The sequence below is a fragment of the Streptomyces sp. NPDC000594 genome (genome assembly GCF_040299965.1).
Lineage (GTDB): Bacteria > Actinomycetota > Actinomycetes > Streptomycetales > Streptomycetaceae > Streptomyces.
In genome coordinates, this window is the sequence record NZ_JBEPCY010000003.1 from 226,957 (window position 1) to 253,936 (window position 26,980).

Annotated in this window: 21 protein-coding genes; 11 read left to right on the forward strand and 10 right to left on the reverse strand. The window is 73.0% G+C overall.

Annotated features, from left to right (window positions below):
• Window positions 1-37 precede the first annotated feature (37 nt).
• The 3 genes from ABT354_RS06055 (at window position 38) to ABT354_RS06065 (ending at window position 8,034) form a co-directional block, all read left to right on the forward strand.
• A complete protein-coding gene (locus tag ABT354_RS06055) occupies window positions 38-6,727 on the forward strand; it encodes a hypothetical protein (RefSeq protein WP_351489659.1) in 6,690 nt (2,229 codons plus the stop codon).
• A 207-nt stretch (window positions 6,728-6,934) separates the two neighbouring features.
• Window positions 6,935-7,654: a 4'-phosphopantetheinyl transferase family protein gene (locus ABT354_RS06060; protein ID WP_351489662.1), complete on the forward strand. Its 720-nt coding sequence runs from the start codon at window positions 6,935-6,937 to the stop codon at window positions 7,652-7,654.
• Window positions 7,655-7,740: 86 nt separating this feature from the next.
• Window positions 7,741-8,034 (forward strand): DUF6191 domain-containing protein, encoded by a 294-nt coding sequence (locus ABT354_RS06065; protein WP_351489665.1) that lies wholly within the window; start codon window positions 7,741-7,743, stop codon window positions 8,032-8,034.
• 54 nt (window positions 8,035-8,088) lie between these two features.
• Here ABT354_RS06065 and ABT354_RS06070 read toward each other — a convergent pair whose 3' ends face one another.
• Complete coding sequence (locus ABT354_RS06070; RefSeq protein WP_351489668.1) at window positions 8,089-9,069, reverse strand: class I SAM-dependent methyltransferase; 981 nt, start codon at window positions 9,067-9,069, stop codon at window positions 8,089-8,091.
• A 71-nt stretch (window positions 9,070-9,140) separates the two neighbouring features.
• Between ABT354_RS06070 and ABT354_RS06075 the strand changes: the two genes are divergently transcribed.
• Complete coding sequence (locus ABT354_RS06075) at window positions 9,141-9,311, forward strand: hypothetical protein (protein ID WP_351490206.1); 171 nt, start codon at window positions 9,141-9,143, stop codon at window positions 9,309-9,311.
• Window positions 9,312-9,355: 44 nt separating this feature from the next.
• Here the strand turns inward: ABT354_RS06075 and ABT354_RS06080 are convergent, their stop codons facing one another.
• The gene (locus ABT354_RS06080) at window positions 9,356-10,129 is read right to left on the reverse strand and encodes a helix-turn-helix domain-containing protein (protein ID WP_351489671.1); all 774 of its coding nucleotides are present in this window, start codon (window positions 10,127-10,129) and stop codon (window positions 9,356-9,358) included.
• Window positions 10,130-10,259: 130 nt separating this feature from the next.
• Here ABT354_RS06080 and ABT354_RS06085 point away from each other — a divergent pair, with 130 nt between their 5' ends.
• The 4 genes from ABT354_RS06085 (at window position 10,260) to ABT354_RS06100 (ending at window position 14,506) form a co-directional block, all read left to right on the forward strand.
• Window positions 10,260-10,754, forward strand: a complete 495-nt coding sequence (locus ABT354_RS06085; protein ID WP_351489673.1) for a glycine-rich domain-containing protein — start codon at window positions 10,260-10,262, stop codon at window positions 10,752-10,754.
• Window positions 10,755-10,834: 80 nt separating this feature from the next.
• Window positions 10,835-11,470: a class I SAM-dependent methyltransferase gene (locus tag ABT354_RS06090; protein WP_351489676.1), complete on the forward strand. Its 636-nt coding sequence runs from the start codon at window positions 10,835-10,837 to the stop codon at window positions 11,468-11,470.
• Between the two features lie 396 nt (window positions 11,471-11,866).
• The gene (locus ABT354_RS06095) at window positions 11,867-13,696 is read left to right on the forward strand and encodes a S9 family peptidase (protein ID WP_351489678.1); all 1,830 of its coding nucleotides are present in this window, start codon (window positions 11,867-11,869) and stop codon (window positions 13,694-13,696) included.
• A 48-nt stretch (window positions 13,697-13,744) separates the two neighbouring features.
• Complete coding sequence (locus ABT354_RS06100) at window positions 13,745-14,506, forward strand: SURF1 family protein (RefSeq protein WP_351489680.1); 762 nt, start codon at window positions 13,745-13,747, stop codon at window positions 14,504-14,506.
• A gap of 181 nt (window positions 14,507-14,687) precedes the next feature.
• Here ABT354_RS06100 and ABT354_RS06105 read toward each other — a convergent pair whose 3' ends face one another.
• The 7 genes from ABT354_RS06105 to ABT354_RS06135 all read right to left on the reverse strand — a co-directional run bounded on the left by ABT354_RS06105 (window position 14,688) and on the right by ABT354_RS06135 (window position 21,285).
• The gene (locus ABT354_RS06105) at window positions 14,688-15,980 is read right to left on the reverse strand and encodes a hypothetical protein (protein WP_351489682.1); all 1,293 of its coding nucleotides are present in this window, start codon (window positions 15,978-15,980) and stop codon (window positions 14,688-14,690) included.
• Window positions 15,977-16,714: a SigE family RNA polymerase sigma factor gene (locus tag ABT354_RS06110; protein WP_351489684.1), complete on the reverse strand. Its 738-nt coding sequence runs from the start codon at window positions 16,712-16,714 to the stop codon at window positions 15,977-15,979. The genes ABT354_RS06105 and ABT354_RS06110 overlap by 4 nt, the downstream gene beginning before the upstream one ends.
• A gap of 344 nt (window positions 16,715-17,058) precedes the next feature.
• Entirely contained in the window at window positions 17,059-18,117 is a 1,059-nt protein-coding gene (locus ABT354_RS06115) for an aspartate-semialdehyde dehydrogenase (RefSeq protein ID WP_351489686.1), read from the reverse strand.
• Window positions 18,114-19,385 carry an aspartate kinase gene (locus ABT354_RS06120; RefSeq protein WP_351489688.1) on the reverse strand — a complete coding sequence of 424 codons (1,272 nt, stop codon included), beginning with the start codon at window positions 19,383-19,385 and terminating at the stop codon, window positions 18,114-18,116. Before ABT354_RS06120 ends, ABT354_RS06115 begins: the two co-directional genes overlap by 4 nt.
• Before the next feature lie 254 nt (window positions 19,386-19,639).
• Window positions 19,640-20,293, reverse strand: coding sequence for a DUF5063 domain-containing protein (locus tag ABT354_RS06125; RefSeq protein ID WP_351489690.1), 654 nt, complete (start codon window positions 20,291-20,293; stop codon window positions 19,640-19,642).
• Entirely contained in the window at window positions 20,286-20,885 is a 600-nt protein-coding gene (recR, locus tag ABT354_RS06130) for a recombination mediator RecR (RefSeq protein WP_351489692.1), read from the reverse strand. Before recR ends, ABT354_RS06125 begins: the two co-directional genes overlap by 8 nt.
• Window positions 20,886-20,949: 64 nt before the next feature.
• Entirely contained in the window at window positions 20,950-21,285 is a 336-nt protein-coding gene (locus tag ABT354_RS06135; RefSeq protein ID WP_351490157.1) for a YbaB/EbfC family nucleoid-associated protein, read from the reverse strand.
• Window positions 21,286-21,731: 446 nt separating this feature from the next.
• Here ABT354_RS06135 and ABT354_RS06140 point away from each other — a divergent pair, with 446 nt between their 5' ends.
• A complete protein-coding gene (locus tag ABT354_RS06140; RefSeq protein ID WP_351489694.1) occupies window positions 21,732-22,478 on the forward strand; it encodes an SLATT domain-containing protein in 747 nt (248 codons plus the stop codon).
• 140 nt (window positions 22,479-22,618) lie between these two features.
• Here the strand turns inward: ABT354_RS06140 and ABT354_RS06145 are convergent, their stop codons facing one another.
• Window positions 22,619-23,440, reverse strand: a complete 822-nt coding sequence (locus ABT354_RS06145; protein WP_351489696.1) for a diacylglycerol kinase family protein — start codon at window positions 23,438-23,440, stop codon at window positions 22,619-22,621.
• A 152-nt stretch (window positions 23,441-23,592) separates the two neighbouring features.
• Here ABT354_RS06145 and ABT354_RS06150 point away from each other — a divergent pair, with 152 nt between their 5' ends.
• Both ABT354_RS06150 and ABT354_RS06155 read left to right on the forward strand, forming a co-directional pair.
• Window positions 23,593-24,876: an adenylosuccinate synthase gene (locus ABT354_RS06150; RefSeq protein ID WP_351489699.1), complete on the forward strand. Its 1,284-nt coding sequence runs from the start codon at window positions 23,593-23,595 to the stop codon at window positions 24,874-24,876.
• Between the two features lie 277 nt (window positions 24,877-25,153).
• Window positions 25,154-26,926, forward strand: coding sequence for a DUF11 domain-containing protein (locus tag ABT354_RS06155; RefSeq protein ID WP_351489701.1), 1,773 nt, complete (start codon window positions 25,154-25,156; stop codon window positions 26,924-26,926).
• Window positions 26,927-26,980 lie beyond the last annotated feature (54 nt).

The window sequence follows — 26,980 nt, forward strand, 5'->3', positions numbered from 1 at the left end:
GGCGAGCTGCCGCGTACCTCCCGACCCTGGAGCCTCTGTGACCTCACCGCGTCGCCATCGGTCCCCCTCCCACGAGGAGACCGCAGCGCCCTGTCCCGCCAGTGAAGCGGAGGCCGAACATCCGCCACCGGTCCGGGCCGCGCTCGCCGACTTCTCCCGGGTGCTCTCCGTGCTCGCGCCCCAGCTCGCCCTCGCGGTCCGCGACATCGGACAGGCCGATGTGGAGCACGCCCTGCACTCGATGCCCGTACAGCGGCGGCGGCATGTGCTGGGGGCGCTGCGCATACCGGTCGTGGGCACCAGGGTCAGCCCGGCGCTCTGCCGGGATCTGCTGGCGCGGATGCGGCGGGAGCCGGACTCGGCGCGGACCCGGCACGCGGCGGGCCATCTCACCCAGCCGCTCCTGAGCGATCTGGTCTTCGCCACCGTCCAGTCGGCCGCCCGTCCCGAGGTGCCGCCCGCGCCGCTGACCCGGCGGTGGAGCCCGGCCCTGCTGCGGCTGACGGTCTGGTCGGTGCTCCGGGCCACCGCCGGGGACGCCCGGATCTGGCTCTGGGCCGTCGACCAGCCCTGGCTGGCGGAGACCGCGGACGCGGCGGAGCTGGCGGAGGTACGGGAGGTGGCGCTGCGGCTGGTGGGACTGACCCCCGAGCTGGACGCGCTGACCGGGCGGTCCGCGGCGGCCGGGACACCGGCGGCGCCGGACGCGGCCCTGCTCGAAGCCGCCGTGGAGCGGGTGGAGTCGGCCCTCGCGGAGGTCGCGGAGCCATTACGCCGGATCGCCACGGCGGTCACGGACCGGGCCCGCCCCGACGACGGGGACCTGGCCGCGCTGACCGCGCTGACCGAGGCGTTCGACCGGGCCGTCACCGGTCTGGAGGCCCATGGCGCCCAGGGGGTGCGGCCCTGCCTCGACGCGGTACGGGAGCACACCGCGGGGGTACGGGACCGGCTCGCCCATGGGGAGCTGCGGGAGCGGCTGGCGGCCGTCGCCCGGCTGGAGCGGACCCAGGGGTCGGCGGTGACCGGCGCCGCCCTGGCGGAGGCGCGGGAGCGGGCCCGTGCCCTGATCGCCCGCCCCGAGTGGGGGGAGCGGGAGCTGGCCGACGCGGGCGCCCTGGACACCCTGCTGACCATGGTCGACCTCGCCCGGGACCAGGAGCGGGCGGGGGAGATCCTGCGGTTGCTGGCGGCCATGGCGCACCGGGCGCCCTGGCTGCTGGGGCTCGCGGCGCAGCACGCGGGGCTTGAGCTGGGCCCCGGGGCGGCGCCGGAGGCCGTTCCGGCGACGGAGACGGGCACGGGTACGGGTACGGGGACGGAGTCCGGGCCGAGGACGGGGACGGAGTCCGGGCCGAGGACGGGGACGGAGTCCGGGTCGGGGGCCGACAGCGGTCCGGACGCGGACGACACCCCGGGGGGAGCGGACGCCCCGGGATCGCACGGCGACGGCACGGGTCACGGTGACGGTCCGGAGCGCGGTGACGGTCCGGAGCGCGGTGACGGTCCGGAGCGCGGTGACGGGGTCCGGGCCGAGCCCGGGAGCGACGACCGGGGCACCGGGGGCGACCGGGACGAAGACGACGGGAGCGACGGGGACGACGAGGGCGGCGGGGACGACCCCGGGGGCGGTGGCGATCCCGTACCGAAGGGGCCCGCCGCACCGCAGGGCCCGGCCGCCGATCCCGGTGCGGACCCGGCGCCGGAGGAGCCCCCCGTACCCCCGCGGACAGAGCCGGAGACCGGGCCGGAGACGGCGCACCGGACAGCGGCGGGGGTGCCCGCGCCCCGGGAGCCCGGGGAGGCGCGGACCGTACGCCGGGCCGGGCCGCCGGAGCGGTCGGGGCCGGTGGCACCGGCGTACCGGAGGACCCACCCGGACACCCCGCACACCCCGGCGAACACCGGCACCGGGAGCACCGGGGGTTCCCCTCGGACCGCCGGGACCGGCCGGAGCGAGCGCCCCGGGGCACCCGCCCAGGAGGCCGCCCCCGGCTCCCCGGATGCCGTCCTGGCGCTGCTCGTCGGAACGGGCCACCCCGGGCCGGCCGCCGTCCTCGCCGAGCAGTCCGGCGCGCCCGCCCACCGGATCTCGGCCCTCCGGATCGCCGCCCTCGCCGAGAACCTCCGTACCGCCGACGGCGACGGCGCCGCCCGGCTCCGGGCCGAGCTGGCCGGGACCGACCCGGAGGAGCTGGCCGCCCACCGGCCGGACGCCCTGCTGGTGACCGCCGCGCTGCTGCGGACCGTCCTGGTCACCGGGGACCCCGAGACCGGCGCCCCGCTCGCCCGGCTGGCCGCCGCCGTACCGCCCGCGCTCGGGGCCGTCGCCCGTGAGGTCTCCCAGCGGGCGCTGCGGTCCACCCTGCTCCACGCGCCGCCGCTGGCGCTCGCCCGGGACGCCGCCGAGCTGGAACGCGCCCTCCAGGAGGCGTGCGAGGAGTGCCGGCAGGGCCTGGAGCAGCACCCCCGGCTCCGTTTCAACCGCGCCTCCGACATCGCCCGGCAGTGGCTCGCCCGCGACGGGCTGCTCGGCTCGCTGCTCCACCGGGCGGCCGGTGACGACCGCTCCGCCCGGGACGAGGTCGCCGCTCGGGTCCGCGAGCTGAGCTGCGGCACCGCCCTCCAGGACCGGCTCGCCGAGATCGACCGGCGGCTGATGAAGTCCAACCGCACCCGGCTGGAGGGGGCGTCCCGGCAGAATCTGCTCCGGCTCGCCCACCATCAGCTCCGGCTGGTGGAGCGCTGGGTGGTCTGCTCCCGCGCCCTGGACGCGGGGGCCGCCGACTGGGGTGCCGACCAGGTCCAGGAGATGCGTTCCACCGTTCTCGGGCTGCGCGCCCCCGTCCTCGCCGAGTTGGACGGCCACCGGTCCGGTGCGGTCCCGGACCGCACCGGATCACCCGGGGAGCGCGGTACGGGGGGTACGGGCGGCACGGGCAGCGGTACGGGTGGCGCAGGCGGTGCCTATGCCTGTGCCGCCGTACGGGCCGCCGCCGCCTCCCTCGCCCACACCTTCCGGCTGCTCTCCGGCGAGGCCCGGCCCGCCCCCGCCGCTCCCCCGGGCACCCCCGCACTCGGCCCCGTACTGCTGCGGATCGCGGGCGTCCGGCTGGATCCGGTGACGGGCGACGCACTCGTCCCCGTCACCTCCCCGGCGGAGTTCCTGGCCGCGAGCCGCCGCAGCCCGGCGGAGGCGGTCCGGCTGCACACCGCCGCCGAGCGGTACGACGTGGCCCGCAGGCTGCTCGATCCCCCGGCCCCGGTGACGGCACCCGCCGGGCCCGGCGACGGCGTTCCCGGTGGCCATGCCATCCCTGGTGACCACGCCATCCCCGGCGGTGACGGCGTTCCCGGCGGTGACGGCGGTGACGGCGGGCGGCCCTCCGCGCCCCCGCTCCCCGACGAGCTGCACACCCTGGTCGCCGAGGCGGGCGCGCGCACCTCGGCCCAGCTGGAGCAGCGCCGCCGGATCCTGGAGGACCGGCTGCGCCGGGCCCGGATCGACGATGTGTTCCAGGAGGCGGAGGAGCGCGCTTTCGAGCACCGGCTGCGGGCCGTGCCGATCACCCCGGTGAGCGATCTGGCCGAGGCCCGCGCCCGGCTCGACGCCCTCGCCGAGGAGCTGGAGCGGGCCCACGCGGGCTTCACCGCCCGGCTGCGCACCCGGCTGGCGGAGATCCCGGGGCTGACCGCCGAGGACACCGACCGGGTGACCCCCCTGCTGGACGCGGGCGATCTGCTCACCGCCCATGAGCTGATCTCCGCGCTGGCCGCCGGGGACGCCGTCCCCGACATCCGGCGGACCGATCCCGCGCTCACCGCGCTCGCCCACTTCTTCCCCGCCGTCCCGGACGCGCTGCCGGACGGCATCACCCCGGAGCTGATCGACGCGGTCCGCCGCCGGGAGCGCTTCCTCGGCCTGGACGGGCTGGACTGCTCGGCCATGTCGCCCGAGTTCGCCGAGGCGGCGGCCCAAGGTCTGGAGGGCTGGCGGGACATGGCGTCCCGGGAGGGCGCGCGGCGGCTCGACGGGCTGAGCGAGGAGTCGCTGCTGATGCCCGCGCTGCGGCTGATCGGCTTCCGCAGCACCCGCAGGCCCCAGCGCGACCAGCAGAAGAGCCTCGGCCGGGAGTACCGCTTCCTGGAGGTCCGGGATGTCACCCACACCGGGGAGTCGCTGGTCCCGGAGTTCGGCTCGGGGCTGCGGGGCCGGCTGCGGGTGATGCTGGTGTGGGGCCAGCCGACACCGGAGGCGCTGCTGGCGCGGGTGCGGCAGGACCCGGGCCAGGGCGGTCTGCTGGTCGCCTACTTCGGCACCCTGTCGGCGGCGGGCCGGGTCCGGCTGGCCGCCGAGTGCATCGGCCGCCGCCCGCTGCTGGTGCTGGACGACGCGGCGCTCGCCCATCTCGCCGCGCGGGGCAATCAGCTGCTCGGCCCGGCGACCCGGGTGCTGCTGCCGTTCTCGGCGGTGAATCCCTATGTCAGCGAGAAGCGCGGCCGGGTCGCCGAGGAGATGTTCTTCGGCCGGGGCGACGAGCTGAAGTCGGTACAGATCCCCACCGGGAACCAGGTGCTCTTCGGGGGCCGGGGGCTCGGCAAGTCGGCGCTGCTGCGGGAGGCGGCCCGCCAGTTCGAGCTGGGGACGGGCCCGGCGGGCGGCCAGGTCGCGGCGGTGCTCAGCCTGGACTCCACGTACACCGGCACCCATGCCCCGTCCGCGACGATCTGGCACATCATCGGCCGGGAGCTGCTGGACCGGGGCGCGCTGGAGATGCCGCGCAAGTTGCGTTCGGACGCCACCCCGACCTATGAACAGGTCCTGGCGGGGATCAAGGGATGGCTGCGGGGGGACAGCGGACGGCGGATGCTGATCATGCTGGACGAGGCGGACGGGTTCTTCGAGGCGGACTCGCCCCGCTTCACCGAGACCCGGCGGCTGCGCGACCTCAGTGCCCGGACCGACGACGGGGTCAAGGTCGTCTTCGCCGGGCTGCACTCGGTGCAGCGGTACGCGACCCTCGCCGTGAACAACCCGTTCAGCCATCTCTCCCAGCACCCGGAGGCGATCGGTCCGCTGGAACCGCAGGCCGCCGCCGATCTGCTGATCACGCCGCTGACCGCGCTCGGCTACCGCTTCGAGGAGCCGGCGCTGGTCCACCGGATCCTGGGGCACTGCTCGTACCAGCCCTTTCTGCTCCAGATGTTCGCCCACCGGCTGGTGCAGACGATGCACGACCGGCGGCGCGGCGAACCGGCGCCGCCGCCGTACCGGATCAGCCGGGCCGAAGTCGAACAGGTCCAGTCCGACAAGGAGTTGCAGCGCTCGATCACCGGGGCGTTCCATGACACGCTCCGGCTGGACTCGCGGTACAACGTCATCGCCAATGTGGTCGCCCTGCACGCCTACCACCAGGGCCTGGGCGCCCTGATGACCCATGCGGAGCTGCGGGATGAGTGCACCTACTGGTGGTCGGAGGGGTTCTCGGACCTCGATCCCGACCAGTTCCGGGCGTATCTGACGGAGATGGAGGGGCTCGGGGTGCTGGCGCCCGACCCGGACCACCGGGGCTGGCATCTGCGCGGCGCCAACGCCCTGAGCATGATCGGCACTCTGGACGATGTGGAGTGCCAGCTCCAGAGCGCGGCCAGCCGGGAGATCACCGAACGGCTCTCGGCGCTGGAGTCCCGGCACAGCTCCCGGCTCACCCACTCGCACTCGCCGCTGACGGCGGCCCAGATCGCCCAGATCCTGCCCGGCGGGCGGGGCGGTCCCGAGCGGCGCAATCTGACCCGGGTGGTCATCGGGACGCCCGCGACCGGGATCGACCGGGTCGGCCCGGCGCTCCGGGAGATCGCCGAGAGCACCGGCTGGGCGATGCCGCCGGTCGCCCGCCGCTCCGACTTCGAGCGGGAGCTGACGGGCGGGGCCCCGGGGCGGGGGCGGGTCGTCGTCTCCGATCTGCACGCCAAGGAGCCCGGCCCCGGGACCTGTCTGAGTTCGCTGGAGAGCGCCCGGCGGCTGGTGCCGGAGCGGGCGGGGGTGACCCGGTCCGCCGTGATCGTCGCCGGGCCCCGGCAGCGGGCGCTGTGGTTCCTCGCCGACGACCGGGAGGGCGACATCGACACGGTGCCGCTGCGCCGTTACACCGCGAGCGGGCTGCGGGTGTGGGCGCTGGACCGGTCCGCGTTCACCTCGGAGGCGGCGCTGGCGCGGCTGGCGGCGGCGACGGGCGGCTGGCCGCTGCTGGTGGACCGGGTCGCGGAGGAGCTGGGGCGGGGGCGCGGGGAGCGGGAGGCGCTGCTGACCGTGGTGGAGTGGCTGGAGTCGGAGGCGGGCGCGGCGGAGTTCCTGGGGCTCGCGGGGGTGGAGCCGGGCACCCGGCTGTGGTGGGCCTACCGGGCGGTGGGCGAGTTCATGACGGAGGACGGGCTGAGCCGGGAGGACGTCCTGACGGCGGTCGCCGCCGGGCTCCCGGCGGGTACCGGGCCGGACGGCGCACCGGCACCGGTGACCGCGCTGGGCGCGGTGGCTCCGCCGGCTCCGATGGCTCCGCTGGCTTCCGCGCGGTCGATGGCGGCGGACGCGCTGCCGACGGAGCTGGAGACCCTGGAGACGGTACGGGCGCTGCGCGCGATGCAGGTCTTCACGGTGGACGAGGGGGGACGGCACCGGCTGGAACCGGTCCTGCTGTCCTGCTGGCGCCGGGTCCGGGTGATGCCCTGAGGGCGGCGGGCCGTCCCGGGGCCCTCAGGAAGCGACCGGCCGTCCCGGGGGCGCGGGAAGCGACCGATCGCCCCGGGGCGCGGGAAGCGGCCGGCGCGCCCCGGGGGGCGGGAAGTGGCCGGCGCGCCCCGGGGGGCGGGAACCCCGGCGGGGGGACGGAGCGTTGGAGGGACACCGCACCCGCCGTGACCTGAGGAGAGGCAGCACATGTCCACCGAGTCCCCCGCCGACGGCAGACCCGCCCCCGTGTCCCCCGGGGGGACCGACCCCCGGACCGCCCCCGCGCCGCCGGGGGTGGAGCGGATCTTCTACGGCCGGGTGGCGGAGCTGGCCGCCGACGCCCTCGCCCACCGGGAGACGCTGGACGACGCGGAGCGCGCCAAGCTGGCGGGCTTTCTGCGCCCGCAGGACCAGGAGGCGTACGCGGTGGGGCATGTGGCGCTCCGCAGACTCCTGGGCGAGCGGCTCGGGACGGCACCCGCCGATGTCGTCCTGGAGCGGCGGCCGTGCACCCAGTGCGGCGGGCCGCACGGCAGACCCGTGGTCCCGGGCGACCCGGTGCACTTCTCGCTCTCGCACACCACCGGCGGGGTGCTGATCGCGCTGGCCACGACCGCCGTGGGTGTGGACATCGAGCGGCTGCCCGCGCCGACGACCGTGGACGAGATCTCGGGCCAGCTGCATCCGGGCGAGCGGGACGAGCTGGACCGGCTGGCGGGTGAGGACCGGCTCCGTGCCTTCGCCCGCTGCTGGACCCGTAAGGAGGCGTTCCTCAAGGCCACCGGGACCGGGCTGAACGAGGACCTGTCCCTGACCGAGGTCGGCGCCGGGCCGCTGCCGGTGCCCGTGCCCGGCTGGTCGATCGCCGATGTGCCCGCCGACCCGGGGTACGCGGCGGCGGTGGCGGTGGCCCTGCCGGGTCGATAGGCCCTGCCGGGTCGCCGGCCCCTCCCGCCAGGATCCCGCCGAGCCCGCATCCCCCAGGAGCCCGTACCCCACAGGAGAGCGACGCCATGGAACTCATCGTCTTCATGACCCTGCCCGGCCTGGTGATAGCGCTGCTGGTCGTCGCCTTCGCCGACCAGATCATGCGGGCCACCGGCCTCGGCAAGCGGCGCGGCCAGGTCTCCGCCACCGGTTTCGAGCAGCTGCACGCCACCTTCTCGCAGGGCAAGCAGAACGAACTCAAGGAACGCCAGAGCGCGCTGGTGCTGCGGGACGACGAGGAGGACGGCGCGCCCCCGCACCACTCCACGGTGGACCTGGACGGCGGCCGGGCGGTGGTGCGGCTGCCCAAGGCTCCCTGAGGGAGCCCCGGCGCTCTCCTGGGGAGCACGGCCCCGGTGGGCCGACGGAACGATTCAGCGGGGGCGGGTCGCCTTCAGGGAGTACATCAGCGGCACCCGGGGCCGGTCGGCCGGGAAGCGGTAGTGGTGCTCCCCCTCCTTGACGAGGTTCCCGAAGCGGGCGAAGACCGAGACATCGTGCTCATGCAGGAACTCCAGCCGCAGACCGGCGGCGCAGAGCGCGGAGACCACCTCGCCGATCGGGTGCTGCCACTCCACCGAGCGCCGGTTGGCGAGGGTGGCGGCACTGTCGGTGTAGGTGTTGGGCTCCTCGGACACCCAGGCGGCGGGCGAGAAGTAGTCGTGGACGACCCGGGAGCCCGTCTCGTCGTCCAGCATGTCCGTCACCGGGTGGAACTCGGAGAGATAGAGGAAGCCCCCGGGCGCGACCAGCGCGGCGGCGGTCTCCGCCCAGCGCTCGACGTCCGGGAGCCAGTTCAGCGCGCCGGTACCGGTGTAGACGATGCCGTACGAGCGGTCGGGCACCGCCTCCACCGCGTCGTACACATCGGCGGCGACGAATGCCGCCCGGTCCGGGCCGAGGCCCAGCTCCGCCGCGAGGGCACGGGCGTTCTCCACGGCGGGCTCGGAGAAGTCGAGCCCGACCACCCGTGACGCGCCGCGCCGGGCCCAGGCGAGGGTGTCCTGCCCGAAGTGGCACTGGAGGTGGAGCAGACTGCGGCCGGTGACCTCGCCGACCTCGGCGATCTCATGGCCGCGCAGCACCTCACGGCCGGCGCGGAAGGCGTCGACCGAGTAGAACTCGCTGGCCACATGGATCGGCACCCGCTCGTCCCAGTTGGCGCGGTTCGCCTCGCGCCAGCCGTCGGGGATCCGCTCCCCGGGGCCGCCACCGGACTGCGGCTCCCCGGCCTGCGGCTCCCCTGTCTGCGGCTCCCCTGTCTGCGGCGCTGCGGCGGGCGGGGTCCGGGGGTCGGTGTCCCCGGGGCCGGGGCGATCGGATCCGGGCTGGTCGGCAGGGGTCTGCTGGGGCATGGTGACGACGTTATCCACAGGCTGAGGACGGCGCGAACGGTTTGTCGGCGAACGGGCGCAGAATGGGGGGCATGACTGACGCCAGCGACTCGATGCCCGCCTGGGAGCGGCGGTTCCGCGCCCCCCGTGTCTCCCTGCCCGACTGGGCGGAGGACGCCCCGGACCGCAGCGACGGATCTTGCCGCTACATAAGAACGTCTGTCCAGTCCTGCCGGGCGGCCAGCGCTCTGCTCACCCGCTGACACCCACCCCTCCGGTCCCCCGAAGGAGCTTCTTCACCCGTGCTTCAGCCAGGGGTGGTCGAGTACCGCTCAATGCTTGCGCGGGCGCTTGACCGATCGAGTAGGCGCAGTTCCCATGGCCCGGTGTTCATGTCGAAGTCCTTACCGAACCCCACCCACTTGCCCGCCATGCGTCGGCCTGTCGGCTCGATCAGCATCTGGATGGCACCGTGATACCGCGCACCCTGGTAGTAGCCATCGGCCGCAGTCTGTTCCGTCCACGTGCCCGTGATGACGTTCCGGTCCACGGTGAGGTCCAGAGACAGTGGGCTGTCCGGGTTGGTCGACGCGCCAGGCAGGCTCTGGGCTGTCAGCCGGTTGCCGTGCTGGACGATCACGACATGGTGCTTGCAGTCGAATGTCTCGTCACGGCTGGATGAGTAGAACTCGTACCGGGACACCCAGATGCCCCCGTACTCGCCCTGAGTCTCCGGCTCCGGGCTCGCGACGACATCGGTCGTGCGGACTTCCCCAGCTTCCATGTCGTGGCCTCCTGCTCCGTCTGAGTGGACGCGGGTCATGGGGATGGCGAACCCCAGCGACTCGGGAACGCGGCCCGTGAACCGCCTCAGCGCCCGCGCGTACAGCGGACGGCATGTCCTGGTCTCCCCGGATTCCCAGCGTTGCACAAGCCGCTTGGAGGCGTCGTTGGGTTCGCCCAGCTCCTCGCCCGCGCGCCGGAGTCCTTGGGCAAACTCGTCCTGGCTGAGGTTCATCGACTTGCGTACTGAGGTCAGCACGTCGTTGGGGGTGCGCTCACGCTCGGCCGTGGTCGTCATGATCCGAGGTTAGTCACGCCGCGCCTCCAATGACACCGGTTTGACGCCCTCGGCGTGACGCCGACATGACGCCCGAGGGACGCCTTCAACGTCGCCGCAATGGTGCCGGCTGATCCGGAACATGGTCGTCATGTCCATCCGCATCAGCACTACGTGGAGGTCAGCCAGGATGAGTACGGCAGTAGTGGTCCGCGACCCGAAGGCGTACGTCACGCCGGACGTGTGGGAGCGGGAGGTGACGCTCCTCCTCCGGAACCCGGAGAACACCCGCGAACTGGCGGAGGCCAAGTTCGGGCAGGCAGTCGCCTACCTGGTCACATGCGGCGAGAACCCGGACCTGCTCATGGGTCCGTCCAAGCAGGTGGACGAGGCGTGGCACTCGTTCATGCTGGACTCGATCCCGTACCACCACTTCACTGACCGGCACTTCGGCCGGTATATCCATCACGTTCCCGAGCTGGGGGACCGACACGACTCGCGGGACGCCGGTCCGCTGGTCCTGGAACGGACGGTCAAGGCCATCCGGACGGCCGGGTTCGAGATCGACCCCGACCTGTGGGGCATGGAGGATGCGGCCAAGTGCACGCAGTGCCACGCCGGATGCACCGACTCACCCAACACATAGAACCGTCCACCTGCAAGTGAGTGGGGGCTCATCCCATACGTTGGGGGTGGGCCCCTTCCGCCATGAGAGGAACCGTCTGCATGTCGTCGACGCTGGCTGAGTCCTGGGAGCGCTACGCGGCCACCAGCAAGCCCCGTAGGGCCACCAACGGGTGCGGGGAATCGACCTGGCTCAACTGGACCCAGTACGCCGACCACGGCCCGGACGAGACTGTTCTCGGGCCGGTGGCGGGGCGGAAGGTACTGGAGCTGGGATCAGGCAGCGGTGACAACCTCGCTCACCTCGTCACCCTCGGGGCCAGCGGCGTGGGCATTGACGTCGCTCCGTCCCGCGAAGCCGTCGCGCGCAAGCGCTGGGGCGGTCTGCCCGGCGTGGAATTCCGTACGGCTGAAGCCGTCGAGTTCCTGGAGGGTGCGACGGAGGAGTTCGATGTCGTGCTCTCGATCTTCGGTGCCGTGTGGTTCACGGCTCCCGATACGTTGATGCCGCTTGTACGGGGGCGCATTTCTCTCGGCGGGGTGCTGGTGTTCTCGCACCTTCCCCCGGGGAGCCAAGAGCTACAGCCCGGCAAGACGGGAATGCGACACGACCACACCCCGGACGAGTGGAGGAGCCTTCTTGTGGGGCACGGCTTCTCCGATGTGCGTGTGTCCTTGATCGACCCACCCGAGGCCAAGGCTGTGGGCACGATGCTGGTTCACGCCCGAGCAGCCTGACGATGTGCCGGTTGACGTCCTCGGCAATGGTGTCGGTCGAGTCCCCATTGCGTATGCGCATCGCTATCTCCTGGAGCAGCGCCGCGTAGACCGGGTCCGTAGTGAGGATACGGTGTTCATCCTCGGATTCGACGGAGAGGTAACCGAAAGGCTGCCGGGGGGCGTCCACCCAATATGAAAATCGCGCTTCTGGGCAAGCACGAAAAGAGATTTCTCGCCTTCGGTCCGCGTTACCGACTGCCGACCTCAGCCCACTACTCGAACATTACTGCGCATTGCTTCTGATCTTAATTTGAATCGTTCCCGAACGAAGCATTCACGGCCTCGAATTCGAATGAACTCCGATTCAGATGACGAGCCGTGCACCAGATGACCGGCATCGGGTTGGATAGAGGCATGACTGACACCGAGAACCTGCCTGCCTGGGAGCGGCGGTTCCGCGCCCCCCGTGTCTCCCTGCCCGACTGGGCGGAGGACGCCCCGGACCGCTCCCTGTTCGTCTCCAACGCCACCGGCACCTTCGAGCTGTACGCCTGGGACCGCTCCACCGGTGAGCAGCGGCAGGCCACCGACCGGCCGAGCGGCACGACGGACGGGGTGCTCACCCCCGACGGCGGGTCCATCTGGTGGTTCAGCGACACCGACGGCGACGAGCTGGGCATATGGATGCGCCAGCCCTTCGGCGGCGGGGAGGATGTCCCGGCCGCCCCCGGTCTGGCCCCGGCGTACGGGGCGGGGCTGGCGATCGGGCGGCACGGCGCCGCGGTGGTCGGGCGCTCCACCGACGAGGAGGGCACCACGATCCATGTGGTGCGGGAGGGGCGGGAGCCGGAGGAGATCTACCGCCACCGGGAGTCCGCCGGGGTGGGCGACCTCTCCCACGACGGCTCGCTGATCGTGATCGAGCACACCGAGCACGGGGACGCCATGCACTCCGCGCTGCGGGTGGTGCGGCTGGACGGCACCCCGGTCGCCGAGCTGGACGACAGCAAGGGGGGCACCCGCGAGCTGGGCCTGGAGGCGCTGGGCTTCGCCCCCGTCGCCGGGGACACCCGGCTGCTCGTGGGGCATCAGCGCCGTGGCCGCTGGGAGCCGATGATCTGGGATGTGGCGACCGGCGCGACGACCGATCCGGCGTTCGGCCTTCCCGGGGATGTGCACGCCCAGTGGTGCCCGGACGGCTCGGGGCTGCTGATCGCGCACGACCACGAGGCCCGGGGCGAGCTGTTCCGGTACGACCTGGCCACCGGGGAGCTGGTGCGGATCTCCACCCCGTCCGGCTCGGTCTCGGGCGCCACCGCCCGGCCGGACGGATCGGTGGAATACCTGTGGTCCTCGGCGGCGCTCCCGCCGCAGGTGCGCTCGACGGCGGGCGGGGTGGTGCTCGATCCGCCGGGCATGAGGGCACCGGAGTCGGTGCCGGTCGAGGATGTCTGGGTCGAGGGGCCCGGGGGCCGGGTGCACGCCCTGGTGCAGCGCCCGGCGGGCGCCACCGGTCCGCTGCCCACGATCTTCGACATCCATGGCGGTCCGACCTGGCACGACAGCGACTCCTTCGCCGCGGGCCCGGCGGCCTGGGTCGACCACGGCTATGCGGTGGTGCGGGTGAACTACCGGGGTTCCACCGGATACGGCCGGGAGTGGACCGACGCCCTCAAGCACCGGGTGGGTCTGATCGAGCTGGAGGACATCGCGGCGGTCCGGGAGTGGGCGGTGGCCTCGGGTCTCGCCGACCCGGCGCGGCTGGTGCTCGCGGGCGGTTCCTGGGGCGGCTATCTGACCCTGCTGGGCCTGGGCACCCAGCCGGACTCCTGGGCGCTGGGCCTGGCGGCGGTGCCGGTCGCCGACTATGTCACGGCCTACCACGACGAGATGGAGGCGCTGAAGGCGATGGACCGCACCCTGCTGGGCGGCACCCCCGAGGAGGTGCCCGAGCGGTTCGCGGCCTCCTCCCCGCTGACCTATGTGGACGCGGTGGGCGCCCCTGTCTATATCTCCGCCGGGGTGAACGACCCCCGCTGCCCCATCCGCCAGGTGGAGAACTATGTCGACCGGCTGACGGCCCGGGGCGCGGTGCACGAGGTGTACCGCTACGACGCGGGCCATGGCTCGCTGGTGGTGGAGGAGCGGATCAAGCAGCTGGCGCTGGAGATCGCCTTCGCCGAGGCGCACCTCGGCACCGGCACCGGCACGAAGCGGGCCGAAGGGGTCGCCATGGAGTCCTGAGAGGGGGGCGGGACACGGTCCCGGTGAGGCGTTCCGTACCGTGGAGGGGTGTACCGGTTCCTGCTGACGCCCCGGTGGTGGGGCATCAATGCCTTCGTCGTCCTGGCGATCCCGTTCTGCATCTTCATGGGGTCCTGGCAGCTCGACAGGTTCGAGGACCGGGTCGACTCCCATCAGGAGGCCCGTCAGGGGCCCGCCGCCGGTGACCGTCCGGCGGCGCCGCTGAGGGAGCTGCTCCCGGTGGACAAGCTGACCGCCGGGCGGACGGCCACCGCGACCGGGGTCTACGGCAAGCAGTTCCGGGTCCCCGACCGGCAGGTGGACGGGGAGCGCGGGGACTATGTGCTGACCCTGCTGAAGACCGACGGCGGACGGCAGCTCCCGGTGGTCCGGGGCTGGGTGCCGAAGGGCGCCCCGGCTCCGGCCGCGCCCTCCGGGGAGGTCGCCGTGCGCGGTGTGCTCCAGCCCTCGGAGCACATGGGCACGGACGGGGTGCACTCCACGGGCGGTCTGCCCGCCGGGAGCCTGGGCATGATCAGTGCCGCCTCACTGGTGAACCTGGTGCCGGACGAGGTCCACAACGGATGGATCACGCTCACCGAGGCCGACGGGGACATGGTGACGGTGCCCCCCGCCCAGCTGGACGGAAGCGGACTGGATCTGAAGGCGTTCCAGAACCTCGGCTACACCGGCGAGTGGTTCGCCTTCGCCGCCTTTGTGCTCTTCATGTGGTTCCGTCTGTTCCGCCGGGAGGCGGAGGAGACCCGCGACCGCGAACTCGGGCTGCCCGCCGAGCCGACCACCGTCTGAGGGCCGCCTGAGGACCGCCTGAGGACCGTCCGGGACCCGCTGCCACAACGGCCGACGCCCCGCCCGGTACGGGCGGGGCGGCACGGTGGTGACGGCACAGAGGTGACAGTACGGCGATCACGGTGCGGCGCCGGGTGCCGGTGCGGCGGGTGGTCGCGGTCAGGAGCCGGTCGCGTCGCGGTCAGGAGCTGGTCAGCAGCCCCGTCTGGTAGACCGTGCCCGCGCAGGCGTTGGGGATGACGGCCTGGGCGGCCGGCGCGCCGGAGTCCGGGATCAGGGAGACGGTGACCGACCCGTCCTGCGGGCCGCCGTCCTGGCTGATCGTCTGCGGGAGCGTGCCGTCGCCGGTGACATCCGTACCACCGGCCGAGCCCTCGCCCGGCGCGGGAGGCTCCGAGGGGGTCGGGGCCGGGCTCTCGCCCACGGTCGGGCAGGTCTCACTGGGCACCCAGGCGAACCGCACGTCATAGCTGGTGTCGGGGGCCAGCATCAGCGCGGCCGACTCCTGTGCCGGGTCGGGCAGCCCGAAGGCCGCGTCACCGGAGGTGTGCCGGGCCACGGTGATCTTCTGCGGGTCGGCGGCACCGGCGTGTTCGAGGCTGATGGTGCCGGGTCCGGCGACCGTGCAGTTGCTGTCGGAGACATTGGCGATCCGGAAGGTGCCGTACACCGCGCCGTCGGCCCCCGGCGGGCCGGTCTCCTCCAGGGCGACCCCCAGTTGGGAGGCATCGCACACCTGGACGCCGGTGCCGGAACGGCCGGTCGGCGGGTCCACCGGGACCGCGCCGCCGTTGCTCCCGCTGTCGTCGGGGTCCCGCCCCGGGGTCTGGCCGCCGTCGTCGCCCCCCTTGTCGGGGTCCCTGGGCTTGGTGGACGGCCCCTTGCTGGGCTCGGCGGGGTTCCGGGTGGCCGAGGCGCCGGGGACGGGCGAGCCGCCGTTGGAGCCCTCGGCCGGGTTGACCTGGCCGAGGGGGATACGGGCCTCGTCCCTGCCACCGCCGGAGCCGGTGAGGTGCTGGACCACGGACGGGAGCGCGGTGCCCAGCAGCAGTGCCGCCGCGGCCACCCCGATCAGCGCCTGTCGTTTGCGGGCCCGCCGCTTGGGCACCGCCCGGCGCAGATGGTCGAGGGTCCCCTCGGCGGGGGCGAGGGAGCCCACCGCGTCCTGGAACATCCGGCGCAGCTCGTCCGCGTCGGAATCCGGACCGCCGGGGCCACCCGAACCGCTGGGAGCACCCGCACCGGCGGGACCACCGAGACCGCCGAGACCGGCGGGGCCGGCGGGTGAGTCGCCGCCGGACACCGGGGCGGCGTCCGGGGGGAGGTTCGTGCCGTCGGCCGGTCCGTCGGCCGTGTCGTCGCGCTCCTCGTCCTTGCCCACAGTCCCGTTCCCCGTCAGGTCGCCGGCCGGCCGGTCGTCCCCCTCGGGGGTCCCGGGACCGTGCCGGTCGATCCGCTTCTTGTCGCCGCTCACGCCGTGGCCTCCATCGCGACGCGCAGCGCCGCTATGCCCCGGGAGCCGTATGCCTTCACCGACCCCAGCGATACGCCCAGTGTCTCAGCGACTTGAGCTTCCGTCATATCCGCGAAGTATCGCAGCACCAGGACCTCGCGCTGACGGCGCTGGAGGCCGCGCATGGCCTTGATGAGTGCGTCCCGCTCCAGCTGGTCGTAGGCGCCCTCCTCCGCGCTCGCCATGTCGGGCATCGGCTTGGAGAGCAGCTTCAGCCCGAGGATCCGGCGGCGCAGCGCGGAGCGGGAGAGGTTGACCACGGTCTGGCGGAGGTAGGCGAGGGTCTTCTCGGGGTCACGGACCCGCTTGCGCGCGGAGTGCACCCGGATGAAGGCCTCCTGCACCACGTCCTCGCAGGACGCGGTGTCGTCGAGGAGGAGCGCGGCGAGGCCGAGGAGCGACCGGTAGTGGGCGCGGTAGGTCTCGGTGAGGTGATCGACGGTGGTACCGGCGGTCATGGTGAGGTCGGCGCCGTCACGCTGGGCCGGGATGTGGGTGGCGCGTGGGGTGGGCATGGGAGCGATCACCGGCATACCGCCGGGGAACCGGGGTGCGCGCGCCGGCCGGACGGCCGTGCCGAAGCCCGTGCCCGCCGCTTCCCCGCGCGGGGTGCCGGCTGTCGCCGAGGAGCCTCCGCGCGGGCGCAGGGCCCTGCGGACCGGGACCACGGCCGCGAAGTCGAGTACGTCTGCCACGTCTGTTGGACACGCGTCCCCCCCTCAGGGTTGTACGCGTACGTCATCGCGTTCGTCGATTCCTGCTCCGCTGTCATGCGTACTCGCTCCCCCATGCCCCAAGTGGTGCGTGGCACCGTTCAGAGGTGCACGCCAAGACGCCTCCCGCCGGGCCGCCGGTTGCATGACGGGGGAGATGAATTTTCGGCCATGCGCCCGTACGGGGGCCACCGGATTGGTGGACCGTTGTTCCGCGCACGGCACGTCCACAGGACGTTCACAGATACTACAAACCTGAAGGACATCCGTTCCAGATCGTTCCAGGTCCGATCATGAAACGATGTGGTGAAGGGTTTGAGCAACCATCACCGGGGGAATTCCGCCGCGACGGTCTCCGCGATGTGGACCGCGTTCAGCGCGGCGCCCTGGCGGAGGTTGTCGGCGCAGAGGAAGAGATCCAGCGCGCGCTCGTCGTCCGGGGCGCGGCGCACCCTCCCGGCCCAGGTGGGGTCGGTGCCGACGACATCGGCGGGGGTGGGGAAGTCGCCCAGCGCGGGCTCGTCGTAGAGCACCACCCCCGGCGAGGTGGCGAGGATCTCATGCGCCCGTGCGACGGTGACCTCGTCCTCGAAGCGGGCGTGCACGGTGAGCGAGTGGGCGGTGAGTACGGGGACCCGGACACAGGTCGCCGCCACCTTCAGCTCGGGCAGCCCGAGCACCTTGCGGGTCTCCTCGCGCAGGCCGAGCTCCTCGGAGGACCAGCCGCCGGGGCGGACCGTCCCGGTCCAGGGCACCACATTGAGGGCGAGCGGCGCGGGCAGCGGCCCGGTCCCGGCCTCGCCGACGGCCCGGCGCAGATCGCCGGTGGCGGTGCCCAGTTCGGTCCCCGCGACCAGCGCGAGCTGGGCCCGCAGCGCGGCCATCGCGCCCCGGCCCGCCCCGCTGGCCGCCTGGTAGGAGGAGATCACCAGCTCCCGCAGCCCGAAGGCGGCGTGCAGGGCGCCGATGGCGGGCAGCAGGGTGAGGGTGGTGTCATGGGGGCTCGCGACGATGCCGCGCGGCCGGATCCGCAGCGCGTGCGGGTTCAGCTCCGGGACCACCAGGGGCACATCGGGGTCGAGCCGGAAGGCGCCGGAGCCGTCCACGGCCACCGCGCCGAGGCTCACCGCGACCGGGGCCCAGCGGGCGCAGATCTCCTCGGGAGCGAGGAAGAGGACCACGTCGCAGCCGCGCAGGGCCTCCTCGTCCAGCCCCAGGACGACGCACTCCTCCCCGCGCACGGCCAGCTTGCGGCCGGCCGAGCGCGGGGAGGAGATCAGTCGTATCTCGCCCCAGATGTCCTCGTGGCGGCTGAGGATCTGGAGCAGCTCACCGCCGGCGGCCCCGGTCGCACCCACGACCGCGAGCGCCGGCTTGCGGGTCATCGCCCGGTGCCTCCGTAGACCACGGCCTCGTCGGAGTCGCTGTCGAGCCCGAAGGCGGTGTGCACGGCGCGCACGGCCTCGTTCACATCGTCGGCGCGGGTGACCACCGAGATACGGATCTCGGAGGTCGAGATCAGCTCGATGTTGACCCCCGCGTCGGAGAGCGCCTCGAAGAAGGAGGCGGTGACCCCGGGGTTGGTCTTCATCCCGGCGCCGACCAGCGAGATCTTGCCGATCTGGTCGTCATAGCGCAGCGACTCGAAGCCGATCTGCGCCTTCGCCTTCTCCAGCGCCTCGATGGCGCGGGCGCCATCGGTCTTGGGGAGGGTGAAGGAGATGTCCGTGAGGGCGGTGGTGGCCGCCGAGACGTTCTGCACCACCATGTCGATATTGATCTCGGCGTCCGCGATGGTGCGGAAGATGGCCGCCGCCTCGCCCGGCTTGTCCGGTACTCCGACGACCGTGACCTTGGCCTCGGAGACGTCGTGGGCGACTCCGGAGATGATGGCGTGCTCCACCTGCTGGTCTCCCTGCGGCTCGTTGCTGACCCAGGTGCCGCGCAGTCCCGAGAACGACGAGCGGACATGGATCGGAATGTTGTATCGGCGTGCGTACTCGACGCAGCGGTGCAGCAGCACCTTGGAGCCGGAGGAGGCCAGCTCCAGCATGTCCTCGAAGGAGATCCAGTCGATCTTCCGGGCCTTGGGCACCACCCGGGGGTCGGCGGTGAAGACACCGTCGACATCGGTGTAGATCTCGCAGACCTCGGCGTCCAGCGCCGCCGCGAGGGCGACCGCCGTGGTGTCGGAGCCGCCCCGGCCCAGGGTGGTGATGTCCTTCTTGTCCTGGGACACCCCCTGGAAACCGGCGACGATGGCGATATTGCCCTCGTCCAGCGCGGTCCGGATACGGCCCGGCGTCACATCGATGATGCGCGCTCTGTTGTGGACCGAGTCGGTGATGACGCCCGCCTGGCTGCCGGTGAACGACTGGGCCTCGTGGCCCAGGTTTTTGATCGCCATGGCCAGCAGGGCCATGGAGATGCGCTCCCCAGCGGTCAGCAGCATGTCGAATTCACGCCCGGCAGGGATCGGGGATACCTGCTCGGCGAGATCGATCAGCTCGTCCGTCGTGTCGCCCATCGCGGAGACCACCACGACCACTTGGTGGCCGTTCTTCTTGGCGTCCACGATTCGCTTGGCGACGCGCTTGATGCCCTCGGCATCGGCAACGGAGGAGCCTCCGTACTTCTGCACGACAAGGCCCACGTGCGCTCCTCGCTCGGTTCTCCACCGCAGCTCTGTACTGCGGTCGGCTCAGTCTAACGAGCGGCCGGATTCGATCCCCTGGCGTTCACATCGCGAGATGTCCTGCTCAGGAAGTGAGCACGGCCGCACTCGGACCACTCATGCCCAGGGAGCGGCGGGGTACTCGGGGTGTGCGGCGGCTCACATCATGACAAGGTGGCGGTTGGCCGAAAACCGACAGCCGCACCGCCCGTACCCCCTGCCGTGGCGACGGCTCAGCTCGTACGGATCCCCAGCGGGGCGGCGATCTCCTCGGCCATCACCCGGCCCGCCTCCTCCGCCAGCGCCTCGTCCGCCAGCTCGTCCGTGTCCAGCCCGTCCAGCTCCTCCAGGGGCTGGTCCAGCCGGACATGCGCCACCAGCGACTGGAGCGCCCGCAGCGCGGCCGAAGCGGTCGGCCCCCAGTTGGAGAAGTACGAGAACTGCCACCACCACAGCGCCTCGGAGACCCGGCCGGCCCGGTAGTGCGCGAGACCGTGGCGCAGATCGGTGACGATGTCCGCGAGGCTGTCGGAGATCCGGCAGGCCACCGGCGCCTTGCGCGGCTCGTACGGGTCGAAGACCTCGGAGAACACATCGACCGGGTCGAGCATCCGGGCGAACCGCTCCCGCAGGTCGTCCACGTCCGGCTCCGGACCGGTGTCCGGTTCATAGCGCTCGTCCGGGACGATGTCCTCGTGCGCGCCCAGCCTGCCCCCGGTGAGGAGCAGCTGGGACACCTCAAGGAGCAGGAAGGGCACGGCGCTGTCCGGCTCGTCACCCTTCGCCACCTCGGTGGTCGCGACGATGAAGGATTCGATCGAGTCCGCGATCTGGACCGCGAAGTCGCCCGGATCCTGGTGCGTCGCGTGCAGCATGGCATCAGACATCGAGAAGTCGTCTCCCCTCGAAGGCACGCCCCAGCGTGACCTCGTCGGCGTATTCCAAGTCTCCCCCCACGGGCAGACCACTGGCCAGCCGGGTGACCTTCAAACCCATGGGCTTGATCATGCGGGCCAGATAGGTGGCGGTCGCCTCGCCCTCCAGATTGGGGTCGGTGGCGAGGATCAGCTCGGTGACCGTGCCGTCCGCCAGCCGGGCCAGCAGCTCACGTATCCGCAGATCGTCGGGGCCGACGCCCTCGATCGGGCTGATCGCGCCGCCCAGGACGTGGTAGCGGCCCCGGAACTCGCGGGTCCGCTCGACCGCCACCACATCCTTGGACTCCTCCACCACACAGATGACGGAGAGGTCCCGGCGCGGATCCCGGCAGATGCCGCACCGCTCCTCCTGGGCGACGTTCCCGCAGATCACGCAGAAGCGGACCTTGTCCTTCACTTCCAGCAGGGCATGGGCGAGGCGGCGGACGTCGGTCGGCTCGGCCTGGAGGATGTGGAAGGCGATCCGCTGGGCGCTCTTGGGACCGACACCGGGCAGTCTGCCCAGCTCGTCGATGAGGTCCTGAACCACGCCTTCGTACACCGGAGTGCCTCTCCTCGGCTCGTACGGCCCCTGTGGCTCGTACGGTAGTTGTTCCGCGCGCGGCTTAGAAGGGCAGACCCGGCATGCCGCCGAGGCCCTGGGCCAGCGGGCCCATCTTCTGCTGCTGGAGCTGCTGGGCGTTCTCGTTCGCCGCCTGGACCGCGGCGACCACCAGATCGGCGAGGGTCTCGGTGTCCTCCGGGTCGACCGCCTTGGGGTCGATCACCAGGGCGCGCAGCTCGCCGGAGCCGGTCACGGTGGCGGTCACCAGACCACCGCCCGCCTGGCCCTCGACCTCGGTCCGCGCCAGCTCCTCCTGGGCCCGCGCGAGATCCTGCTGCATCTTCTGGGCCTGCTGGAGAAGCTGCTGCATATTGGGCTGGCCACCACCGGGAATCACGGTCACTCCAGGGCACACATCGAGATCGGATGTTCGGTCATGCCGAGCCTACGTGGTCGCCACGCACCACGCCGAACGCCTGCGGCGACACCTCTTTCGAGTGAGTGTCCGGTCCTTCCCCCGGCTGTTCACAGGCCACCCGACCACGGAGAATGCGGGTTTTCCCTCGCGCGGACCGCCGTTCGGCGGTAGGAAGGGCATACGCGTCCGCACCCACGCCACGGACATATGCGCCGACGGGGTGGGCGGGCGTGCCGTACGGCGGCGCGAGCACCGTACGGCGCCAGGGCATGACACAGAGCGACGGATCCGGGTACGGGACCGGTCGCACGGACCACGAAGCCGCACGCGCGGCACACCGCACGAGCGACAGAACCACACGCGCAAACGAAGCCGCACGAGCGACGAAGCCGCACGGACACAACACAACGAACAGGAGCGCCCCGGTGAGCCAGCCGGAGATGCAGCCCGGGGGGCAGGCCCGGGAGGAGCGCGGCGAGGCGTCGCGCGGGGATCTGACCGGCCGGCCCTTCCCGCTCGGCGACTGGGGACAGCCCGCGGAGCGGCTGGACGAGCTGTACCGCTGGGTGGAGACGGGGGCGCTGCGCACGGTCGCCTGGTATCTGAGCGACCGGGTCTGGAAGCGCCGGGCCGGGCGGGTACTGCGGCTGACCGCCGCCGCGGGGTTCACCGCCGGGGCCGCCCTGCCGCTGGCCGATCTCACCGGCGTGCTGCCCGGGGCCGCGGGCTGGGGGTATCTCGCCCTGCTGCTGGGGGCGGCGGCACTCGGCTGCGACCGCTGGTTCGGGATCACCTCGGGGTGGATGCGGAGCGTGGCCACCGCGCAGGAGCTTCAGCGCAGACTCCAGAAGCTCCAGTTCGACTGGGCGTCGGAGAGCGTCCGTGAGGTGCTGGGCCCCGCCGAGGGGACGGCGGCGGAGGCGGCCGAGCGCTGTCTCGGGGTGCTGCGGCGGTTCTCGGAGGAGGTGACCGAGCTGGTACGGGCGGAGACGGCGGACTGGATGCGGGAGTTCGCGGGACCGCCGGCACCGCTGGCCGCCCGCCCGGCGCCGCTGCCCCCGGCCCCCTTCCGGGCCGCCCCGGCCGACCCGCCGGCCTCGTCCCGCTCACCCGTACCGCCGGGCGCCCGCCCCACCATGCCCCGCCAGCGCCCCCCGGAGCCCCCGCGCTGAACCCCGCCGGGGACGGTCCGGACCCCTGCCGGACCCGGGGCCGGGCCGGCACGGGACCCCCGCCGGGACCGGGCCGGACCCCGGGCCCGGGCACGCGCACCGGACCCCGGGCTCAGGCACCCGCGCCGGATCTCCGGGGCTCAGGCGCCCGCGCCCGCCGCGGAGAGCCCGGCCTCCGGCCCCCGGCTGGGCGGCAGGGTCAGCCCCCAGGCCCCCGCGCGGACCGTCCAGGTGCGGGTCCGGACCGGCCCGGTGACCGTGGTGTCCGCGCGGTAGCGGAAGTCCGGCCCCGAGACCGTGACCGAGAGCGCCTCCGCCGTCAGCGCCCGCCCGGTGCCGCCGGGCCGGACGACCACCTCCGCCCGGCCCCCCACCGCCCGTACCGTCACCGCCGAGACCTGGTGGTCCCGGTCGGCCAGCACCACCCCGTCCGCCTCCACCCGCAGCCGCTGCCCGCCCGGCACCGGCGCCGAGCGGACCAGGGAGCGGCCCAGCAGCCGCAGCACCTCCCGCACCGGACCGGATCCCTGCGCCGGGGCCACCGGGATCACCAGCTCCCCGACGACCACCCCGTCGCTCTCGTCCACCAGCAGATCCAGCCGCCGGACCACTCCGTCCAGCACCGCCCGGGCCGCCGCGACCGTGCCCCGGGGCACCCCCAGCGAGTGCGCCAGCTCCACCACGGGCCCCACCGGGACCAGCGCCAGCGCCCCGTCCCCCAGCCAGCGGTCCCGGTGCAGCAGGGCCACCGCCCGCAGCAGCGCCCGGTCGTCACCGATCACCACCGGGCGTCTGGAACCCCTGCGGGCCAGCGCTCTGGCGAACTCCTCGGGCCCGTCCGGAAGGCAGATCTTCGCCGAAGATCCACCGCACAGGACATCCTTCGCGATCCGAACGGACTCGCCGTCACTTCGGCGGGCGACCGGGTCGATGACCACCAGCAGCTGGTCGTGAGCCGACACCTCGGTCCTTCCTCGGGTAGCATCTTTGTGCAAGAGCCCCTTGCGCTATTGCGCCAGGGGCTTCGTCTATTCCGGGGCAACCGGTCCGCGGACTCAGGCACGGCTCACGCCCCTGACCTTGGACATGCCCCGCCCGGAAGGGGTGTACGCCTGTGCCCGCACTTGTGCTGCTCGGTGCTCAGTGGGGTGACGAGGGCAAGGGAAAGGCCACCGACCTGCTCGGTGGATCAGTGGACTATGTGGTGCGTTACCAGGGCGGCAACAACGCCGGCCACACGGTCGTCGTCGGCGACCAGAAGTACGCGCTGCATCTCCTCCCTTCCGGAATCCTCTCTCCCGGGTGCACGCCCGTCATCGGCAACGGTGTCGTGGTCGACCCCGCCGTGCTGCTCTCCGAGCTGAGCGGGCTCAACGACCGGGGCGTCGACACCTCGAAGCTGCTGCTCAGCGGGAACGCGCACCTGATCACCTCGTACAACGTCACCCTCGACAAGGTGACGGAACGGTTCCTCGGTAAGCGCAAGATCGGCACCACCGGTCGCGGCATCGGCCCGACCTATGCCGACAAGATCAACCGCGTGGGTATCCGGGTCCAGGACCTCTACGACGAGTCGATCCTCCACCAGAAGGTCGAGGCGGCTCTGGAGTCCAAGAACCAGCTGCTCGCGAAGGTCTTCAACCGCCGCGCGATCGAGACCGACCAGATCGTGGAGGAGCTGCTGGGGTACGCGGACCAGCTCAAGCCCTTCGTCGCGGACACCACGCTGATCCTGAACAACGCCATCGACGACGGCAAGGTCGTGCTGTTCGAGGGCGGCCAGGGCACCCTGCTCGATGTGGACCACGGCACGTATCCCTTCGTGACCTCCTCCAACCCGACCGCCGGCGGTGCCTGCACCGGCGCGGGCGTGGGCCCCACGAAGATCAGCCGGGTCATCGGCATCCTCAAGGCGTACACGACCCGGGTCGGCGCCGGTCCGTTCCCGACCGAGCTGTTCGACGAGGACGGCGAGGCGCTGCGCCGCATCGGCGGCGAGCGGGGTGTCACCACCGGCCGTGACCGCCGCTGCGGCTGGTTCGACGCCCCGATCGCCCGGTACGCGACCCGGGTGAACGGCCTCACCGACTTCTTCCTCACCAAGCTCGACGTGCTGACCGGCTGGGAGGAGATCCCGGTGTGCGTCGCGTACGAGATCGACGGCAAGCGCGTCGAGGAGCTGCCCTACTCGCAGACCGACTTCCACCACGCGAAGCCGATCTACGAGCGGCTGCCGGGCTGGTCCGAGGACATCACCAAGGCGAAGACCTTCTCCGATCTGCCGAAGAACGCGCAGGCGTACGTAAAGGCGCTGGAGGAGATGTCGGGCGCCCCGATCTCTGCGATCGGTGTCGGTCCCGGCCGGACCGAGACGATCGAGATCAACTCCTTCCTCTGATCGGTCCGGCTCCGATCGGTCCGGCTCTGATCGGTCTGCCTCCGATCGTTCCGGTCCGATCGTTCCGGCGGTCCTCTCGGATGCCCGGACGGGTTCTCCCGTCCGGGCATCCGTGCGTCCGGGGGCCGTCACCCTCCCCCCGCACCCCCATCACCCCCATTGGTTCCTTACGGGCAATTCATCACGATTATCAGATAAATCGTGCAGATGGGGGGGATGTGTGCTGTCTGTGGATCATCCGCCGGCGAATCCATGAACAGCACGGAGGGCGCACCGTATGAGAACCATCCACGGACGGCACGGAAGGCCGGCCCGGAGCGCCGGGGGTGCTCTCGCCGTCCTCGCCGCGCTGGCGGCCGGGTCCGCCTGGCCCGCCTGGGCCGAGCCGGCGGTGTCGGTGCCGGAGGGCCCCGCGACCCCGGGGGCCCTCGCCGAACCGGTCACGGGCGCCGGTGCCGCCCCGGGGCCGCTCGCCTCCCCCGCGCCCCCGGGTGCCGGGCCGGGCACCCGGGTGGCCGGACCCGCCCGCGCCGCCCGGGCCGACCTCGCGGTCCGCGCCTCGGCGGCGCTCCCCCGCGCGGGAACCGCCCCGCCCCCGACCACCGGGAACACCGGCACCGGGGTCGGCATCAGCGGCGGGGTCACCGCGCCCGCGAAGACCGCGCCCGGCAGGATCACGCCCGAGAGCGCCGCACCGGCCATGACCGAACTGCTCCAGCAGCTCGTGGACGGCGACGGCATCTTCGAGTACCGCGTCACCGTGACCAACCACGGCCCCTCCCAGGCGGTGGACGTCACCGTGACCGACCAGCTCCCCGAGGCGCTGGTCTTCGAGTCCTCGCCGGACGGCTGCACCGCCCAGGGCCGGCGGATCACCTGCGGCCCGCTGGCCCGGCTCGCCGTCGGGGAGTCCCACTCCTGGCGGCTGATCGTCCGGCTGGCCGACGACTACCAGGGCGACGGCTCGGACATCACCAATGTCGTCGCCGTCTCCTCGCCGACCGAGGACCCCGACCCGGGCAACAACACCGCCACCACCACCGGGCTCCCCGTCACCCCCGGCGAGGGCACCGCCGATCTCGCCCTCACCATGCGGGCCGTCCTGCCGGCGGGACAGACCCGGGTACGCCCCGGTGAGACCTACGCGTACCGGATCACCGTCCGCAACCACGGCCCGGCCACCGCCCGCCGGGTACGGGTCACCGACCCCCTCCCGGACGAGGTGCGCTTCCTCTCGTCGCCGGAGGGGTGCACGGCCTCGGGTCAGGATGTCGGCTGCCCGGTCGTGGACCGGCTCGCGGTGAACGGCACCCTCACCTACACCCTCACCGTCCGGGTCCGCCAGCCGCTGACCCCGGAGAACACCCCCGGCCAGCCGCTGACCGGGGAGGACACCCCCGTACCCGAGAACACCCCCGTACCCGAAGACACGGCTGTACGGGAGAACGCGCCGGTACGGGGAGCCGCGCCGACCCCGCAGCAGACGGCCGAGGAGGCGGCCGAGGGCACCGCAGGGGACACCCCCGAGGGCGGTGACGGCGGGCACGACGGGCACCACGGTCATGACGGACACCCCGGCCACCATGGCGGCCATGACGGGGAGCCCCGGCTCCAGGAGATCGACAACATCGCCACGGTGACCGCCGACACCCGCGACCCCGTGCTGAGCAACAACAGCAACCGCGCCCACACCACGGGCCCCGACGGCGGCCCGCTCTATGTCGAGTACCCGGCGCAGCCCCACCCGCACCCCAGTCCCACCGGGCCGGGAAAGCCCGGCGGGCCACACCCCGGCAAGCCCCACCCCGGAGAACCCGGAGAGCCCGGCGGACCCGGACCCGGACCCGGACCCGGCGGCCCGGGTGAGCCGGGGGAACCGCCCGGACCCGGTGAGCCCGGACCCGGCCCGGGGCACCCCGGAGCGCCCGGCGACCCCCAGCTCCCCAACACCGGCGGCACCCTCCCCGCCTGGCTGCCCTGGTCCGCCGCGCTCACCCTGGCGAGCGGCTGCGCCCTGGTCGCCCTCGCCCACCGCGCCCGCCGCCCCTGACCCGTACCGCCGTCGCCGCGCACCGCCCCGTACCCCCGTCCCGTACGGCCCTCC

What these genes read in the sequence shown, in the direction of transcription:
- ABT354_RS06080 (WP_351489671.1), bottom strand. Translation starts at nt 10,129, where the DNA reads ATGACGACCACGGCCGAGCGTGAGCGCACCCCCAACGACGTGCTGACC.
- ABT354_RS06070 (WP_351489668.1), bottom strand. Translation starts at nt 9,069, where the DNA reads ATGCCCCAGCAGACCCCTGCCGACCAGCCCGGATCCGATCGCCCCGGC.
- ABT354_RS06060 (WP_351489662.1), top strand. Translation starts at nt 6,935, where the DNA reads ATGTCCACCGAGTCCCCCGCCGACGGCAGACCCGCCCCCGTGTCCCCC.
- ABT354_RS06065 (WP_351489665.1), top strand. Translation starts at nt 7,741, where the DNA reads ATGGAACTCATCGTCTTCATGACCCTGCCCGGCCTGGTGATAGCGCTG.
- ABT354_RS06125 (WP_351489690.1), bottom strand. Translation starts at nt 20,293, where the DNA reads ATGTCTGATGCCATGCTGCACGCGACGCACCAGGATCCGGGCGACTTC.
- ABT354_RS06115 (WP_351489686.1), bottom strand. Translation starts at nt 18,117, where the DNA reads ATGACCCGCAAGCCGGCGCTCGCGGTCGTGGGTGCGACCGGGGCCGCC.
- ABT354_RS06075 (WP_351490206.1), top strand. Translation starts at nt 9,141, where the DNA reads ATGACTGACGCCAGCGACTCGATGCCCGCCTGGGAGCGGCGGTTCCGC.
- ABT354_RS06090 (WP_351489676.1), top strand. Translation starts at nt 10,835, where the DNA reads ATGTCGTCGACGCTGGCTGAGTCCTGGGAGCGCTACGCGGCCACCAGC.
- ABT354_RS06155 (WP_351489701.1), top strand. Translation starts at nt 25,154, where the DNA reads ATGAGAACCATCCACGGACGGCACGGAAGGCCGGCCCGGAGCGCCGGG.
- ABT354_RS06095 (WP_351489678.1), top strand. Translation starts at nt 11,867, where the DNA reads ATGACTGACACCGAGAACCTGCCTGCCTGGGAGCGGCGGTTCCGCGCC.
- ABT354_RS06085 (WP_351489673.1), top strand. Translation starts at nt 10,260, where the DNA reads ATGTCCATCCGCATCAGCACTACGTGGAGGTCAGCCAGGATGAGTACG.